General features: G+C 68.3%; 16 protein-coding genes. 7 read left to right on the top strand and 9 right to left on the bottom strand.

Features of this window, described 5'->3' with window-relative positions; translation table 11 throughout:
- Positions 1-41 precede the first annotated feature (41 nt).
- The 9 genes from mnhG to Q352_RS23270 form a co-directional block, all read right to left on the bottom strand.
- Complete coding sequence (gene mnhG / locus Q352_RS0107195) at positions 42-359, bottom strand: monovalent cation/H(+) antiporter subunit G (RefSeq protein ID WP_028498766.1); 318 nt, start codon at positions 357-359, stop codon at positions 42-44.
- Positions 356-637, bottom strand: coding sequence for a K+/H+ antiporter subunit F (locus Q352_RS0107190; RefSeq protein ID WP_028498765.1), 282 nt, complete (start codon positions 635-637; stop codon positions 356-358). The genes mnhG and Q352_RS0107190 overlap by 4 nt, the downstream gene beginning before the upstream one ends.
- Positions 634-1,122: a Na+/H+ antiporter subunit E gene (locus tag Q352_RS0107185; protein WP_028498764.1), complete on the bottom strand. Its 489-nt coding sequence runs from the start codon at positions 1,120-1,122 to the stop codon at positions 634-636. The genes Q352_RS0107190 and Q352_RS0107185 overlap by 4 nt, the downstream gene beginning before the upstream one ends.
- Positions 1,122-2,717 carry a monovalent cation/H+ antiporter subunit D gene (locus tag Q352_RS0107180; RefSeq protein ID WP_028498763.1) on the bottom strand — a complete coding sequence of 532 codons (1,596 nt, stop codon included), beginning with the start codon at positions 2,715-2,717 and terminating at the stop codon, positions 1,122-1,124. The genes Q352_RS0107185 and Q352_RS0107180 overlap by 1 nt, the downstream gene beginning before the upstream one ends.
- On the bottom strand, positions 2,714-3,064 hold the full coding sequence (locus Q352_RS0107175; RefSeq protein ID WP_028498762.1) for a Na+/H+ antiporter subunit C: 351 nt from the start codon (positions 3,062-3,064) through the stop codon (positions 2,714-2,716). The genes Q352_RS0107180 and Q352_RS0107175 overlap by 4 nt, the downstream gene beginning before the upstream one ends.
- A complete protein-coding gene (locus tag Q352_RS20145) occupies positions 3,064-5,934 on the bottom strand; it encodes a monovalent cation/H+ antiporter subunit A (protein ID WP_036385603.1) in 2,871 nt (956 codons plus the stop codon). Before Q352_RS20145 ends, Q352_RS0107175 begins: the two co-directional genes overlap by 1 nt.
- Before the next feature lie 10 nt (positions 5,935-5,944).
- Entirely contained in the window at positions 5,945-6,730 is a 786-nt protein-coding gene (locus Q352_RS0107165) for a universal stress protein (protein ID WP_028498761.1), read from the bottom strand.
- A gap of 199 nt (positions 6,731-6,929) precedes the next feature.
- Entirely contained in the window at positions 6,930-7,571 is a 642-nt protein-coding gene (locus Q352_RS0107160) for a GntR family transcriptional regulator (protein ID WP_169735635.1), read from the bottom strand.
- Between the two features lie 67 nt (positions 7,572-7,638).
- A complete protein-coding gene (locus Q352_RS23270) occupies positions 7,639-7,851 on the bottom strand; it encodes a hypothetical protein (RefSeq protein ID WP_036385599.1) in 213 nt (70 codons plus the stop codon).
- Between the two features lie 140 nt (positions 7,852-7,991).
- Between Q352_RS23270 and Q352_RS22220 the strand changes: the two genes are divergently transcribed.
- The 7 genes from Q352_RS22220 to Q352_RS20125 all read left to right on the top strand — a co-directional run bounded on the left by Q352_RS22220 (position 7,992) and on the right by Q352_RS20125 (position 16,540).
- A complete protein-coding gene (locus Q352_RS22220) occupies positions 7,992-9,581 on the top strand; it encodes a sensor histidine kinase (RefSeq protein WP_159076033.1) in 1,590 nt (529 codons plus the stop codon).
- Entirely contained in the window at positions 9,568-10,188 is a 621-nt protein-coding gene (locus Q352_RS0107150) for a response regulator transcription factor (protein ID WP_028498759.1), read from the top strand. The genes Q352_RS22220 and Q352_RS0107150 overlap by 14 nt, the downstream gene beginning before the upstream one ends.
- A 118-nt stretch (positions 10,189-10,306) precedes the next feature.
- Complete coding sequence (locus Q352_RS20130; RefSeq protein WP_233495233.1) at positions 10,307-11,125, top strand: helix-turn-helix transcriptional regulator; 819 nt, start codon at positions 10,307-10,309, stop codon at positions 11,123-11,125.
- A 114-nt stretch (positions 11,126-11,239) separates the two neighbouring features.
- Positions 11,240-13,441 (top strand): TonB-dependent siderophore receptor, encoded by a 2,202-nt coding sequence (locus tag Q352_RS0107140; protein ID WP_051528749.1) that lies wholly within the window; start codon positions 11,240-11,242, stop codon positions 13,439-13,441.
- A 62-nt stretch (positions 13,442-13,503) separates the two neighbouring features.
- Positions 13,504-14,640: an ABC transporter substrate-binding protein gene (locus tag Q352_RS0107135; RefSeq protein WP_051528748.1), complete on the top strand. Its 1,137-nt coding sequence runs from the start codon at positions 13,504-13,506 to the stop codon at positions 14,638-14,640.
- Entirely contained in the window at positions 14,637-15,701 is a 1,065-nt protein-coding gene (locus Q352_RS0107130) for a FecCD family ABC transporter permease (protein WP_051528747.1), read from the top strand. Before Q352_RS0107135 ends, Q352_RS0107130 begins: the two co-directional genes overlap by 4 nt.
- Positions 15,698-16,540 (top strand): ABC transporter ATP-binding protein, encoded by an 843-nt coding sequence (locus Q352_RS20125; protein ID WP_211249606.1) that lies wholly within the window; start codon positions 15,698-15,700, stop codon positions 16,538-16,540. Before Q352_RS0107130 ends, Q352_RS20125 begins: the two co-directional genes overlap by 4 nt.
- The last annotated feature ends 63 nt before the right edge of the window (positions 16,541-16,603 follow it).

Here is a 16,603-nt window from a genome sequence, read left to right as displayed (position 1 = left end):
AGACCCGAACGGACTGATTCCGTTCGGATTTCTGTCGTCGCTCAGTCGGTCTTGTCCCGGCCATCCTCGAACAGGGCGGCACGCATCAGCAGCATGGCCGTGACCGGCGAGGTCATCAGCAGGAATACGCTGATCAGGACTTCCTGTACCACCATGCGCTGGCCGAGCACCGAAAACGCCAGGATCGACGCCAGCAGCACGCAGGCCGCACCCAGCGTATTGCCGAGCGCCGGGCCGTGCATGCGTGCGTAGAAGTGCGGCAGACGCAACAGGCCGATCGCGCCGATCAGGGTCAGCACACCGCCGGCGCACAGCAACAGCACGACCGGGATCGCGGCCCACAGTGGAAGCTGGTTCATGGCTCGATCACCTCGCCGCGCAGCAGGAACTTGGCCATGGCGCAGGTGCCGACAAAGCCGAACAGGGCGATCAGCAGCGCGATGTCGAAATACACCGCCGCGCCGGAACGCACGCCGAGCGTCAGCACGGTCAGCATCCCGCTGATATACAGCGCGTCGAGTGCCAGGATGCGGTTCTTGGCGCCGGGGCCCTTCAGCATGCGCCAGGCGGCGCAGCACATGGCGAGCACGAAGCAGAGCAGGGCGAAGTTCACCGCCAGGGTCAGCAGCATGTTCATTCGAAAATCTCCATCAGCGGTCGCTCGTAGCGCTGTTTGATGGTCTCGATCCAGTGTGCCTCGTCGTGCAGCTCAAGCACGTGCAGCGTCAGCGTGTGGCTGTCGGGGTCGAGGCCGGACCAGACCGTGCCGGGGGTGGCGGTGACGATGATCGACAGCACGGCCAGGCCGTGCGGATCGTGCAGGTCGAGCGGGATGCGCATGAAGCCCGAGTGCGCGCGCCGCTCGGGCGGGCCGAGGATGATGCCGGTCACGGCCAGATTGGAGCGGGCGATGTCGACCAGCACATGGCCGAGCAGCGACAGTGCGACCACCGGCCGCCGCAGCCGCGCCCGCAGCGGCCGCATGGCTGCGACCAGCAGCGACAGTGTCGTCGCCAGCAGCGCACCCAGCACGATCTGGCCGGGCGACAGGCTGTCGTTCAGGATCAGCCACAGCAGCAGCAGCGCCGCGGCCAGCGGCAGCCAGACGAGTTTGCGGGCCATCAGCGTGCTCCGTTCTGCGGTGTCAGTACCGCGTCGATATAGCGTTGCGGGTTCTGCAGCGCGCTGGCAGTGTCGACCAGATAGCCCATCACCGGCCCGGCGGCAATGGCCATTACCACGCACAGGCCGATCAGTCCGGCCACCGGCCCGGCTTCGATCACCCGCAGGCGCGGCACGGTGCGGGCCGAGCTCCAGAAAATGCGCATGCCCATCCGGCACAGCGCAATCACCCCGGCCAGCCCGGACAGCAGCACGGCGACGGTCAATGCCCAGGCGCTGAGCGGGGTCGTGCCGTCAGCGGCGCCGGCCAGCGCGGCCGACAGCAGCGAGAACTTGGCGACAAAGCCGGACAGGGGCGGCAGGCCGGCGACCAGCAGCGTGCAGATCACGAAAGCCAGGCCGAGAAAGGCCATGGCCGCCGGGATGGCGACGCCGACCACATCGTCGGAATGGCGCTTGTCCTCCGGGTCTTCCAGTCCGAAGGCTTCCATGGCCACGGCCAGCAGGTCGGCGCCGAAGGCGCGGCTGCGTTCGGCCATCTCGACCAGCAGGAAAAAGGCGCCGGTCGCCAGCACCGAGCTCAGCAGATAGAACAGCATTGGCGCAATGGTGCCGGGCGTGCCGATGCCGATCGCCGCCATCAGCGTGCCGGACGAGACGATGACGCAGAAACCGATCAGCCGTTCCATCTGCTGCGCGCCCAGCACGCCGACCGTGCCGTACAGCAGCGTCAGCAGGCCGATGCCGAACAGCCAGTCGCCGGTATACGGAAACAGGCCGCCATCGGCGCCCAGCAGGCTGCCGAGCCGCAGCAGCGCATAGATGCCGACCTTGGTCATGATCGAGAACATTGCCGCGACCGGCGCGCACGACGCCCCGTAGGCACCCGGCAGCCAGAAATTCAGCGGCCAGGCGGCGGCCTTGACCAGGAACACCACGCCGAGCACGGCCGCGCCAGCCTCGAACAGCAGCCGTTCGTCGCCGGCCAGCTGCGGTGCTTTCAGCGCCAGATCGGCCAGGTTCAGCGTGCTGGTCACGCCGTAGATCAGCGCGGCGCCGATCAGGAACATCAGTGATGCCACCAGGTTGACCACCACGTAAGGCAGGCCGGCCTTGACCCGCGCCAGCCCGGAACCGTGCAGCGCCAGCCCGTACGACGCAGCCAGCAGGATTTCGAAGAATACGAACAGGTTGAACAGGTCGCCGGTCATGAATGCGCCGTTCAGCCCCATCAGCAGGAACTGGAACAGCGGGTGGAAGTGGACGCTGGAGCGGTCCCAGCGCGCCAGCGAGTAGATCAGCGTCGCCAGGGCGAGCACGGCGCTGAGCACCAGCATCAGCGCGGCCAGCCGGTCGACCACCAGCACGATGCCGAACGGCGCGGCCCAGTTGCCGACCTGATAGACCGCGATCGGCGCTGCTGCCGCCGCGCCGGCCAGCAGCGCCGCGGCGACCGCCAGTTGCGCCAGTGTCGACAGCACGGCGATGGTGGCGCGCGTATTGCGGCGTGCGTCGCCGAGCGTCAGCATCAGGGCGCCGGCCAGCAGCGGCAGGATGACCGGCAGCACCGGCAGGTGGGAAGTCCAGTCGCTCACCAGTCGCCCCCGCTTTCCCGCCCGTCGACATGGTCGGTGCCGGTCAGGCCGCGCGAGGCCAGCAGCACCACCAGGAACAGTGCCGTGGTGGCGAAGCCGATGACGATGGCGGTCAGCACCAGTGCCTGCGGCACCGGGTCGTCATAACGCGACGGGTCCATGACCTGGCTCGGGTCGACGATCGGCGCGCGGTCGATGGTCAGCCGGCCCATGCCGAAAATGAACAGGTTGACGGCATAGGACAGCAGCGACAGCCCCATGATCACCTGGAAGGTGCGCGGCCGCAGCAGCAGCCAGACGCCGGCGCCGGCCAGAACGCCGACGGCGAGTGCATAGACGATTTCCATCAGTCGGCCTGCCTTTCCTGTTGTGTGGGCAGCGGTTTGCGATGCTGGGTACGCAGCGACTGGTGGGCCAGCGCCACCAGCACCAGTGTGGTCGCGCCGACCACCAGCATGTAGACGCCGATATCGAACGGCAGCACGCTGGACAGGTGCACCGCACCGATCAGCGGCAGATGCAGATCCCCGGCCAGGCTGGTCAGGAACGGCCGCGCGGCGAACCACGAGCCGATGCCGGCACTGCCGGCGGCCAGCAGGCCGATGGCGATCCAGTACTGCGGGTGCAGCCGCGAGCGCGACTCGACCCAGACAATGCCGCCGAACATGTACTGCAGGATCACCGCCGTCGACAGGATCAGCCCGCCGACAAAGCCGCCACCGGGGGCGTTGTGGCCGCGCAGCAGGAAGTACAGCGACACCAGCGCCGCGACCGGCATGATCAGCCGCACCAGCACCGTCGGCACCATCAGGTAGCCGGCCGGCAGGGCGGCGTCCGGATTCGGTGCGGCCATCATCGGCTGGTCGAGCTGCTGCTGTGGTGGCGCCACGCTTTCCGGCGCCGGGCGGAAGCGGCGCAACAGCGCGTAGACCGTCAGCGCCACGATGCCGAGCACGGTAATCTCGCCCAGGGTATCGAAGCCGCGGAAGTCGACCAGAATCACGTTGACCACATTCAGCCCGCCGCCCTGCGGCAGCGATTCACGGATAAAGAATGGCGCGATACCCTCAATGGCTGTTCGCGACATGACGGCGAAGGTCAGCCCGGCCATGCCGCAGCCGACCAGTGCCGCAATGCCGAAGTCGCGCAACCGGCGGCTGTAGGCGATGACGCTGCCGGCACCAGCCTGGCCCGGCTGCTCGATGCGGCGCGGCAGCCAGCGCAGGCCGAGCAGGATCAGCACCACGGTGACCACTTCGACCGTGATCTGGGTCAGTGCCAGATCCGGCGCGGAGAACCAGGCGAAGGTCAGGCAGGTCGCCAGTCCGGCGCCGCCGGCCAGAATCAGCGCCACCAGCCGGTGGTACTTGGCCTGGTGCGCGGCTCCGACGGCGCAGGCCGCGCCGCTCAGCCACAGCAGCGCAAACACCGGGTCCAGCGGGGCCAGCGGCTTGTCGCCGAAGCGGAAGCCGTGCGGCCACAGCGGAATCAGCGCGGCGGTGAAGGCTGCGCACACCAGCAGCAGCAACTGCACCTGCAGCCGGCGCGAGGACACATAGCGCATCAGGTGGTCGGCCGCCGACATGCTGGTCGCCATCACGAATTCAAACGCGCGCTTGCCGTCAAAGCGGTAGATCAGAATGCCGCCGCTGGCCTGGCGCCACTGCAGCCACAGGTACAGCAGCACACCGCCGACCAGTGCAACCAGGCTCATCAAGAGCGGCAGATTGAAGCCGTGCCAGATCGCCAGGCTGTATGCCGGCTTGTCGACACCGAGAATGGCCTGTGCCGCGTTGTCGAGGAACGGGCCGACCGTCAGACCCGGCAGGATGCCGACCAGCAGGCAGGCCAGTACCAGCAGCGCGCTGGGCACCAGCATCCAGCGTGGCGGTTCATGCGGCGCGCGCGGCAGATCGTGCGGCGCCGGGCCGTAGAACACCTGCAGAATGAAGCGCAGCGAGTAGGCGACGCTGAAAATGCCGGCAATCACCGCTGCCACCGGCAGCCAGCCGCTGTGGGCGGTGAAAACCGTCTCGGCGAAGAACATTTCCTTGGACAGGAAGCCGTTCAGCAGCGGGACACCGGCCATCGAGGCCGCCGCCACCATGGCCAGCGTCGCCGTGATCGGCATCGCCCGGGCCAGGCCGCTGAGCCGGGTCAGATCGCGAGTGCCGGTTTCGTGATCGACAATGCCGGCGGCCATGAACAGCGAGGCCTTGAACGTGGCGTGGTTGACGATATGGAAGACCGCGGCGACCAGCGCCAGCGGGCTGTTCATGCCCAGCAGCAGTGTGATCAGACCGAGATGGCTGATGGTCGAATAGGCGAGCACGCCCTTCATGTCGCGCTGGAACATTGCCGCATAGGCGCCAAGCACCAGCGAACACAGCCCGGCGCCACCGATCAGCCAGAACCATTCCTCGCTGCCGGACAGCACCGGCCAGAAGCGGGCCAGCAGGAACACGCCGGCCTTGACCATGGTTGCCGAGTGCAGATAGGCCGACACCGGCGTCGGCGCCGCCATCGCGTGCGGCAGCCAGAAATGGAACGGGAACTGCGCGCTCTTGGTCAGCGCCCCGAGCGCAATCAGCGCCAGGATCGCCGGATACCATGCATGGGCGCGTACCCGGTCGCCGGCCACCAGCACCCGGTCGAGATCGTAGCTGCCGACCACCTGGCCGAGCATCAGCACGCCGGCCAGCAGGCACAGTCCGCCGGTGGCGGTGACGATCAGCGCCATGCGCGCACCGCGCCGGGCGTCGATACGGTGGTTCCAGTAGGCGATCAGCATGAACGACGCCAGACTGGTCAGCTCCCAGAACATCACCAGCTGGATCAGGTTGCCGGACAGCACCACGCCGAGCATCGACCCCATGAAGGCGAGAAAGAACGAGAAGAAACGCGGCACCGGATCGTCCGGCGACATGTAATAGCGGGCATACAGCACCACCAGGCCGCCCATGACCGCGACCAGCAGCGCGAACAGCCACGCATACCCGTCGAGACGCAGCGAGAAATCGAGCCCGGCGATCCACGGCAGCGCATGGCGGACCACGCCGCCGTCGGCGACCTGTGACTGCAGGCTGATGACCAGTGCGGCGCAGACCACGGCGACGCCGCCGGCCAGCCAGGCTTCGGCATTGCGCGCATTGGACGGCATGCAGGCAGCCAGCAGGCTGCCGATGAAGGGGAGCAGGACGATCAGGATCAGCGACATGGTGTTCCCGTCATCGCGGTTGGGCCGGTGCGATCAGCACATCGCAACCGGCCTGGGCAAGCACTTGTGGCATGACGCCGCGGTAGAACAGGCGTCGCAGCGCGGACGGGGTCCGGCCGCCGATCACCAGTAGATCAGCTAGCAATTCGCGTTCCTTGTCGAGTATCAGTTCGGGCGCATGGGCGCATTCGGCAATCTTGAATGCCTGTCGCGGGGACAGGCCGGCCTGGTCGAGCAGCGCATCGAGGCGGTCGAGCGCGGCTTCGCGCTGGTCTGGCGGGCAGGCCTGGTCGGCCGCGTCCGGCTGCCGGGGCAGGGCATGGAGCACGGTCAGCTCGGCTGCCGGCGCAAAGCGGCGCGCAAGCTGCAGGCAGTCCGCCGCACGGTCCGCCGACAGTTCGATGGCGACCAGCACACGCCGGTACGGTGCGGCGCTGGGGCGGCGGACGATCAGCAGTGTGCCGTGCGGCGGGGTCAGCAGTTGACGGGTCAGGGCCGTCAGCCCCTCGCGCGGCCACGGAGCCGGCTGGTGGGCGGCGAGGGTCAGCGGGTGGCGCTGGCGCTGGATATCAAGCTCGGCCAGACTGGCATCGGCCAGTACCTGCCAGTCGCCACCGGTCGGGAACCGGGGCAGCGGGCGCGGCAAGGGCGCCAGCGGTGACCAGGCGGGCGGGGCGATGCGCAACAGGGTGCCGCCGGCGGAGGCCGGCGTGCCGAGCGCGACGGCGGCGTCGATGAGCGGCTGCTCATCGGCCACGCCGTCGCTGACAATCAGTACCCTGTTCGTCGAATCCATCGCGCCCCTTGATTTGTCCGTCATGCGCCGCAGACCCGGCATACCTTTACAGTATTGCAGATGGTGGGGATACGGAAAATTCGGGCGGCGCGTAAGGGAAACCCGTAGGGTCGGGCGGTCCGCCCGTCATGGCAGCGAAGAACGGACGGGCATGGCGGGATTTCATCAGGCGGACGGCTGCCTGCGCCGTCCCGGCCCGTCAGTCTCCGGCGGCCAGCAGCGCCTGCACCAGGGAGTTGACGTGTTGCCGGGCCATCGCGTCGGCACGGTCGCCGTCGCGCCGGCGGATTGCATCGAGCACCGCGACATGCTCGCCGCGATTGCGCGCCAGCTGGTCGAAGCTGAACGGCCGCCGGCCGCACATGGCCATCATCTGTCCATACAGCGCATGCAGCAGGCGCGACAGCGTCGGACTGCCGGCAGCAGCCAATAGCGCTTCGTGGAAATGCTGGTTGGCGCTGGCATAGCCGGCGCGGTCCTGGGCGGCTATGGCCTGTGCCTGACGGTCGATCGAATCGGCCATGACCGCGATCTGCGCCTCGTCGGCCTGGGCGGCGGCCAGCCGGGCCACCATGCCCTCCAGCGCCTCCCGGGCCCGGGCGATGTCGCGTACCTCGTCGGCACGGAAGGCCGGCATGAACACCCCCTGGCGCGGCCGCACCTCGACCAGCCCCTCGGCTTCCAGCCGGGAGATCGCTGCCCATAGCGGCGAGCGGCTGACACCCAGTTCCTGCGCCAGCGCCTCGACACTGATCTTGTCACCCGGCGCATGGCGCTCGCCATCGAGCAGAATGGCGCGAACGGTCGCATAGGCGTCGCTGCTGAGGGTGGAACGGGACAAGGGCTTGGTCATGGCAGGCGGGGCAGTGGTCAGGGGTGCTATCGTACCGCGCCTGTGCCCCGGCCGCTCAGTCTCCGTGTGCCGCGCCAGCCGCTGCGGCCGGTGCGGCGCAGTCGCCGGCCGGCGATCTGGCGACGCGGAGGGCCGTCCGGTCGGCTGCGTGATCGGCCGGGGCGCCGGCGATGGCCAGCCCGTACAGCAGCAGCGCCACGCCGAACAGGCGGGCGATGATGAACAGCGCCACAGCGGTCGGGTCCGACCGGGAATCGTCGTCGTGCATGGCAGCCCTTTCGTCATGTTTCGTGTTTCATGTTACGTGTCACAATAAAGGACGTCAACCGGCATCCGCCCCGCCGGCTTCCGCGCGGTGATGAAAATCGGGGATACTGGGCGGCTGTTGAATTCCGGATATCATGTGTCATGACTGACATGCGCGATGTCCATCGCATCTGGCGAGTGTTCGCCTTCATGGCCGTCTACGTGGTCCTGGACCTGTTCACCGGCCCGTACGCCGCTTTTCTGCCCAATGGCCAGGTCTGGCACCCGGCCGCCGGCCTGGCGCTGGTGTTCCTGCTGCTGGAAGGGAACAAGGCGCTGCTGCCACTGCTGCTGACCATCGTGCTGGCGCAATGGCTGGCCCCCTTTCCGGTCGAGAACACCGTCAATACCCTGCTGCCCGGCCTGATGCCGGTGCTGGCCTATGTCGCCACCGCCCATGCCCTGCGGCGCGGCCTGCCGGACGGCGGCTTTTTTGCCGACCACCGCAGCCTGCTGCGGCTGACCGGCGTGATCGTGGCCGGCGCCCTGTTCGGCACCCTGCTGCATACAGGTGCACTGGTCGCGATCAGTGGCAATACCCAGATACTGAGCGTCGATGTGCTGATCCGTTACTGGATGGCCGAGATCGCCGGCATGCTGATCGGCATGCCGCTGTTCTACCTGCTGTGCCGCGAGGATTCGCGTGCCGACTTCGTGCAGGCGGTCTGCAAGCGCGAGACGCTCGGCTGTGCGCTGGCGATCAGCGTGATTCTGGCCGGCGCATGGCTGCGACCGGATGACCGCATCCTGACGTTCTATCTGCTGTTCCTGCCGCTGGCCTGGGCGGCGGCACGGCAGGGCATGGCCGGGGTCATTGTCGCGGCCGTGGTGCTGGAGGCCGGCGTGACCACCGCCATCCTGCTGGCCGGCTGGCCGGGGCCGCAGATGCCGGACGTGCAGGTACTGCTGCTGACACTGACGCTGGCCGGCTTCCTGACCGGGGTGGCGGTCGATCGCTCGCGGCGTGCCAGCGCCGAGCTGCGCCAGTCGCTGCGGCTGGCTGCGGCCGGTGAAATGGCCGGAGCGCTGGCGCATGAGCTGAACCAGCCGCTGACGGCGCTGTCCGCCTACGGCAGTGCCTGCGCGCGGCTGATCGAAAGCAATGGCGACGATGCGCTGCTGAGAAAGACCGTCGGCGCCATGGTGGCCGAGTCGCGGCGGGCCTCGGATGTGCTGAAGCGTCTGCGGGAATTCTTCCGCTCCGGTTCGACGGCGCTGGAACCGCTGCCCGTGGCGCGCCTGATAGCTGCCGCCACCGCACCGTTTGTCGAGCGCGCGCGTCTGCGCGGTGTCGAGTTCGTGGTGGCGCCGGCGCCGGAAGCCTGTCTGCTCGGTGACCGGGTTCAGCTTGAGATTGTGCTGCGCAATCTGCTCAGCAATGCGTTCGAGGAGGTCGAGCAGGCGTCGATCGCCTCACCGCGGGTGGTGGTCGAAAGCGGCGCCGGTGACGGCTGGGCGTGGATACGCGTTCGCGACAGCGGCAGCGGCATTCCGAACAAGATCCGCGCCCGGCTGTTCGAGCCCTTCGTGTCGATGAAGGCCAGCGGCATGGGGCTCGGCCTGGCGATCAGCCGGGTGATCATCGAAACCCACGGCGGCACGCTGACGGTCGAGGCCGGCACGCACGGCATTCTGAAAATCCGGCTTCCGCTCGATGCCGGTGACGTTGAGACTTCCGATGACCCACACTGACCTGACGGTTTTCATCGTCGACGATGACCCCGGCGTGCGCGATGCGCTGAGCCTGTTGCTGAGCCTGCACGGCTATCGCACCGCGCTGTTCTCGACCGCCGCCGACTTCCTCCAGCGCTGGACTCCGGGCCTGAGCGGCTGCCTGCTGCTGGATATCCGCATGCCGGACATGGACGGGCTGACCCTGCAGCAGACCCTGCGCGAGCGGGGCTGCCGGCTGCCGGTCATCATCCTGACCGGGCATGGCGACGTCGATTCGGCGCGGCAGGCCTTTCGCTCGCAGGCGCTGGACTTCCTGGAAAAACCGGTCGACGAGCAGCGGCTGCTGCAGGCGATCGAGGAAGCCTGTGCCAGCCAGACCGCGGCGCAGCACCAGCGCCGTGGCAGTGACGAACATGCGCGCCGTTACGCGACGCTGACTCCGCGCGAGCGCGAAATCATGCAACTGGTCGTCGATGGCCGGCACAACCGCGATATTGCCGAGCTGCTCGGCATTAGCGTGCGCACGGTCGAGGTGCACAAGTCGCGGCTGATGGACAAGCTCGATGCGGCGTCGATTGCCGATCTGGTGCGCAAGCACCTGTCGCACGGCACCGGACACGGCTAGGACATACCCGGTACCTGCATTGCGCAGCATGGTGATAATTATTATCATTCTCGTTTGATTTCGAGCGGGAGCTGTGCCAATGGCCGAAACATGCTGGTCGAGACACATCGTGTCCGACATGACCCTGTCTGCCGGTTCGCGGGTCCACAGCGACTATCTGGACGTGCGCGAACCGGTGTTCGAGGGGCTGCAGGTCATCGTCTCGCTCAGTGCCAGGCTGTCGGCCAGCATCGACGGTCAGCGACCGTTCGATGTCGCCGATGCCGGCGTTTACCTGGTGCTGGCGGCCGGTCGCCACGAGGGGCGCGACCGCTTCGCGCCCGGCACGCTGCAGCGCTACGTCAAGATCGGCATCGACCGCCAGGCGGCGCAGCGTCACGGGCTGGACCTGGAACGGATTGCGCAGGCCGGCGGTGAACGGCTGGGCACTGATGCCATCATCGTCCGCCGCCAGCCGCTGACACCGTCGCTGCGCGCCATCGCCTCGCAGATCCTGACCTGCCCGCTGGACGGCGGCTTGCGCGATCTGTACCTGGCCGGCAAGGGGCTGGAACTGACCGCCATCGCCACCCGCCAGGCGCTGGCCGTCGCGGGACGGCCGGCAGCACGGCGCTGGTCGGCCGGCGACATCGAGCGGCTGGAGCAGGCGCGCGCCCTGGCCACTGCCCACGCCCATGCGCCGCTGACGCTGGATCAGCTGGCGCGCCGGGTCGGCGTCAATGTGAAGAAACTGACCTCCGGTTTTCGCGAGCTGTTCGGCACCAGCGTATTCGGCCACGTGCAGGAGGTGCGGCTGGCCGAGGCGCACCGCATGCTGTCGACCGGCGCCTACAGCGTGTCCGAAGTCGCCTGCCATGTCGGCTATGCGATTCCGCATTTCTCGACCCTGTTCCGCAAGCGCTTCGGCCTGCCGCCCAGCCAGCTGGGCCAGGGCTGACCGGCCGTCCAGATCACGAATGTCAAAGCCCGGCGGGCGAAAGCGCCTGCACTGGCAACACCGTACAGTATCGAGATTCATTCTCATCTGTTTACTGTCCAGGACATTGCCACCATGCCGTTACCCGCCCCGCTTCGCCGACCGCCGTCGCGCCACAAACCGGTTGCGCTCGCCGTACTGACGCTGTGCACGGCATTGCCGGCGTGGGCCGACGAAGGTGACGACGCGATCCGCCTGCCGGCGGTGACGGTCGATGCCGCCGCGCCACGCCATCCGCCCTCGGCGCAGACCGGCTCGTACACCGTGCCGGCGGTCAGCGTCGGTTCGAAAATTCCCGCCAGCCTGAAGGAAACGCCGCAGTCGGTCAGCGTCATCACCCATCGTCGCATCGAGGAGCAGAACATGACCTCGCTCGAAGACGCGATGGCGCAAACCACCGGCGTTACCGTTGACCTGTCCGGTACCGCCGTGGTGCCGGCGTTCTACTCGCGCGGTTTTCCGATCGAGTATTTCCAGTTCGACGGCGTGCCGCTGCAGACCGGCGGCTCGTCGTGGACCCAGCCCGATCTGCTGATGTACGACCGGGTTGAAATGCTGCGCGGGGCGGCCGGGCTGTTCAACGGGGCCGGCCAGCCGGGCGGCGTGATCAATCTGGTGCGCAAGCGGCCGACCGCCGCGCCGCATGCGTCGGTGGCGCTGAGCGCGGGCTCATGGGACAGCTGGCGCGGGGAGATTGACGCCAGTTCGGCCCTGAACGAGAGCGGCACCGTGCGTGGCCGGGTGGCGATGTCGTATGCGGAGCAGGATTACCCGGTCAATATCGCCAACAGCGAACGCACGGCGCTGTACGGCATCCTGGAAGCGGATCTGGGGTCGCGCACGCGGGCGTCGGTCGGTGTCAGCTACCAGAAACGCGACTGGGTGCCGCCGATGATGGGGCTGCCGCGCTACAAGGATGGCGGCGACCTCGGCCTCGGTCGCAAGACCTTCCTCAGCACCCCCTGGTCGCACTGGAATTTCGAGACTACCCAGCTGTTTGCCGATCTGACCCATGATTTCAACGACGACTGGCAACTGAAAATCAGCGCCAGCGGCGAGCGGGAAACCAGTGACCTGAAATACGCGTATGTGAGCGGTGCGGTCGACCGGGTCACGCTGGCCGGGCCGAAGCTGGCCGGTGGCGCCAATGCGTACCGCAACAGCCAGCTCGGTATCGACGCCATGCTGTCCGGCGCATTCCAGGCGTTTGGCCGTCGTCATGAAGTGGTGGTCGGCGGCAATCTGTACCGGCGCGAGGCCGATGCCGACGGCGGCGTGCTGCCCGGCTTCGGCGGCACGGCCGTCGACGTATTCAACTTCCATCCCGGTGCCATCGCCGACCCCGGCAGTCCGCGCTGGACCAGCAAGAACCGCACCGATACCCGCCAGAGCGGCCTGTACGGCGTGGCGCGACTGAAACTGGCCGATCCGCTGACGCTGATCCTCGGCAGCCGGGTCAGCTGGTGGCAGAGCGAGGCACACAACCGGCTGACCGGTGCCACCAGCAGCGACTATCGCCAGAATGGCCGGGTCACGCCGTATGCCGGCATCGTCTACGACCTCGATCCGACCTGGTCGCTGTATGCAAGCTATGCCGACATCTTCCGGGTCCAGAGCGACAAGCTCGACGAAAGCGGTGGCCGCCTGCCGCCGGTGATCGGCGCCAACTACGAGGCCGGCATCAAGGGGGCGTGGTTCGACGGCGGTCTGAATGCGTCGTTTGCCGTGTTCCGCATCGACGAAACCCACCGCGCGGTGCTGGTATCGCCGGTGGCGGCCGGCGGTTGCTGCTACGCCGACAGCGGCAAGGTGCAGAGCCAGGGGTTCGAGGCCGAGCTGTCCGGGCAGTTGTCGCCCGGCTGGCAGATGGCGGCCGGCTACACCTGGAATCACAGTGAATACAAGAGCGACCCCACGGCAGGCGGGCAGAACTTCCGCTCGTTCACGCCGCGCCATCTGCTGCGGGTGTGGACCAGCTATCAATTGCCCGGCGAGTGGAACCGCTGGGATATCGGCGGCGGCGTCAGTGCGCAGAGCGCCATTTTCAGCGAAGGCGGCCGGCCGTCGGTGCGCGTGGCCCAGGGCGGCTACGCGGTCTGGAACGCCCGCGTCGGCTACCGCTTCGACAAGACCTGGTCGGCCAGCCTGAACGTCAACAACCTGTTCGACCGCGAGTACTACCAGCGGCTTGGCAGCAGCGGCTTCGGCCCGGCCAGTTTCGGCAATGTCTACGGCGACCCGCGCAACGCCACGCTGACCGTGCGCGCCAGTTTCTGACGCCCGGTTCCGTTTCGCCGCGGGCTTGCCCGCGGCCTGTCCTTTTTCCCCGTGAGAGCCCCATGTCCGTGTTCCGTTTCCTGTTTCCCCCGCTGTGGTCCGGCCTGCTGCTGGCCTGGCTGGCGTTTGGCCAGACCGCCATCGCCGCCACCGTCGTTGATGCTGCCGGGCGCACCGTGGTCGTCCCCGACCGGGTCGAGCGCATCCTGCTCGGAGAAGGGCGACTGATCTATACGCTGGCGCTGCTGGAGGGCAAGCGGCCGTTCGCCCGCGTCGCCGGCTGGCAGGGCGATTTCCGCGGCCTTGACGTGCAGGGCTACGCGGCGTTTCGCCGCGTCTTCCCGCAGGCGGATGCGATCCCGCTGGTCGGCGGCACCTCGCCGGAAACCTTCAGCGTCGAGAAGGCGCTGTCGGTACGACCCGACATTGCCTTCATGACCCTGTCCGGCGGCCACGGGCCGACGCCGGGCAGCGAGGCCGTGCGGCAGTTGCAGGCTGCCGGCGTGCCCGTGGTGTTCGTCGACTTCAGCAATCACCCGCTGCAGAACACCGTACCCAGCCTGCGCGCGATGGGCCGTGCGATCGGCCGCGATGCCCAGGCCACCGCCTTTATCGACTTCTATACCCGCGAAGTCGGCCGGGTGACCCGGGTGCTCGATGCCGCCGCGCGTCGGCCCGACTGGCGGCGGCCGACTGTTTTTGTCGACATGCTGGCCGGACTGCGCGACTGCTGCGGCTCGCCGGGCAAGGGCAATCTCGGCGACCTGATCGCCGCCGCCGGCGGTGACAATATCGGCGCCGGCCGCATTCCCGGACCGATCGGCACCCTGAGCGTCGAATATCTGCTGTCCAGCCGCCCGGACGTCTACGTGGCGACCGGCGTGTTCGCGGCCGGGCAGGGCGGGGTGACGCTGGGCTACCAGGCGACGCCGGCCCAGGCCCGTGCCAGCCTGCGCCAGGTGGCGAATCGTCCGCAAACCCGCGAGCTGGATGCCGTGCGCAGCGGGCGGGCATTCGGCCTGTGGCATGTGTTCTATGACTCGCCCGAACACCTGATCGCGCTGCAGGCGCTGGCCCGGTGGCTGCATCCGTCCCGCTTCCCCGACCTGGACCCAGAGCGGACCCGCGCCGAGCTGTATGCGCGCTTCATGCCGATTCCGGCCAGCGGCGTGTTCACCATCGGACCGGTGGCGCCATGACGGCCGCCACAATCCCGCAGACCCCCGGCGGCAGTGCCGGCTACCGCCGCCGTCACGCCCGACGCGCGACCCTGGTCGGCGCGCTGGCCGTGGCGCTGCTGGCCAGCCTGGTCCTGGATATCGTCAGCGGGCCGTCCGGCCTTGGCTCCGCCGATCTGCTGCGCGTGCTGCTGCACCCTGACACCGCGTCGCGCATCGACCGGGTCATCGTCTGGGACGTACGGCTGCCGCAGGCGCTGATGGCGGTACTGGTCGGCGCGGCGCTGGGACTGGCCGGCGCCGAGATGCAGACCGTGCTGAACAATCCGCTGGCCAGCCCGTTCACGCTCGGCGTGTCGTCGGCGGCGGCATTTGGCGCCGCGCTGGCGATCGTGCTCGGCGTGGGCCTGCCCGGCGTGCCGGTGGCCTGGCTGGTCCCGGCCAATGCCTTTGTGTTTGCACTGGCATCGGTCGTCCTGCTGTACCTGCTGGCCCGCTGGCGCGGCTTTGGCGTCGAAAGCCTGGTGCTGTTCGGCATTGCGCTGGTCTTTGCTTTCAACGCGCTGGTGGCGCTGCTGCAGTTTGTCGCCAGCCAGGACACGCTGCAGCAGCTGGTGTTCTGGACCCTCGGCAGTCTGGCGCGCGCCAGCTGGAACACGCTGGGCCTGCTGGCACTGGCACTGGCGATTCTGCTGCCGTGGTCGATGCGCCAGAGCTGGGCGCTGACGGCACTGACGCTGGGCGAGACGCGCGCGCGCAGTTTCGGCGTCGACGTGGCGCGGCTGCGGCGCTTCTCACTGCTGCGCATCAGTCTGCTGACGGCGCTGTCGGTGGCTTTTGTCGGCACCATCGGCTTTATCGGCCTGATTGCGCCGCATATCGCCCGGCAACTGGTCGGCGATGACCACCGGCTGCTGCTGCCGGGCAGCGTGCTGGCCGGCGCGCTGATCCTGTCGCTGGCCTCGGTGGCCGGCAAGACGCTGATCCCCGGCGTGCTGATTCCGGTCGGCATCGTGACGGCACTGGTCGGCATTCCGCTGTTCATGCTGATTGTGGCGCGGACACGGGGAGAACAGTCATGAACGCCGGCGTGAAGCGTCTCGATATTGACGGCCTCGGCATGCGCTACGGACAGCGCCGGGTGCTCGACGACATCCGGGTGCCGGCACTGACTGCCGGCAGCCTGACCGCACTGATCGGTCCGAATGCGGCCGGCAAGTCCACATTGCTGCGCGGCGTGGCCGGACTGGCACCGGCTTCGGGCCGGGTGCTGCTCGACGGGGAAGACCTGGCCCGCAGCCCGCAGGCGGAGCGCGCGCGGCGCATGGCCTATCTGCCGCAGACCCTGCCCGGTCGATCCCGGCTGGGCGTGTTCGAAGCCGTGCTCAGTGCGGCGATGGCCGCTCGTCCGGGGCGGGGCCATGCCGCTGCTGCCGACCTGCATGCCGTGGATGCGGTGCTGGCACGGCTCGACCTGACGGCGCTGGCCGATCGCGGCATCGATGCGCTGTCCGGCGGCCAGCGGCAGCGGGTCGGGCTGGCTCAGGCGCTGGTACGCGATCCCGCCGTGCTGCTGCTGGATGAACCGACCAGTGCGCTGGACCTCCACCACCAGTACCGGGCCGTTGACGTGATCCGTCGCGAAACCCGCGCCCGCGGGCTGATCACCCTGCTGGTCGTGCACGATATCAATCTGGCGCTGCGCTTTGCCGATCGGGTGCTGGTGCTGCATGACGGCCGGCTGGTGGCCGACGGCAAGCCCGGTGCGGTCATCGACCGCGAACTGCTGGCCCGCGTCTACCGGGTCGATGGCGAAGTGACCGGCATCGGCGGTCGCCCGACCGTCCTGGTGCATGGCGTGGTGCGCCGGCCGCATCCCGGTGCTGGAAGACGGGAGGCTGACGCAATCGGAAACCCGTGATGCCCTGATGACGCAGCCCGACCATGGGGTTGAAGCTGGCGGAGCAACCGGTGGACCGCGCCG

It is taken from the genome of Microvirgula aerodenitrificans DSM 15089 (assembly GCF_000620105.1).
Lineage (GTDB): Bacteria > Pseudomonadota > Gammaproteobacteria > Burkholderiales > Aquaspirillaceae > Microvirgula > Microvirgula aerodenitrificans.
The sequence above is the reverse complement of the archived record's forward strand: the minus strand, read 5'-3'. Positions and strand labels throughout refer to the sequence as shown.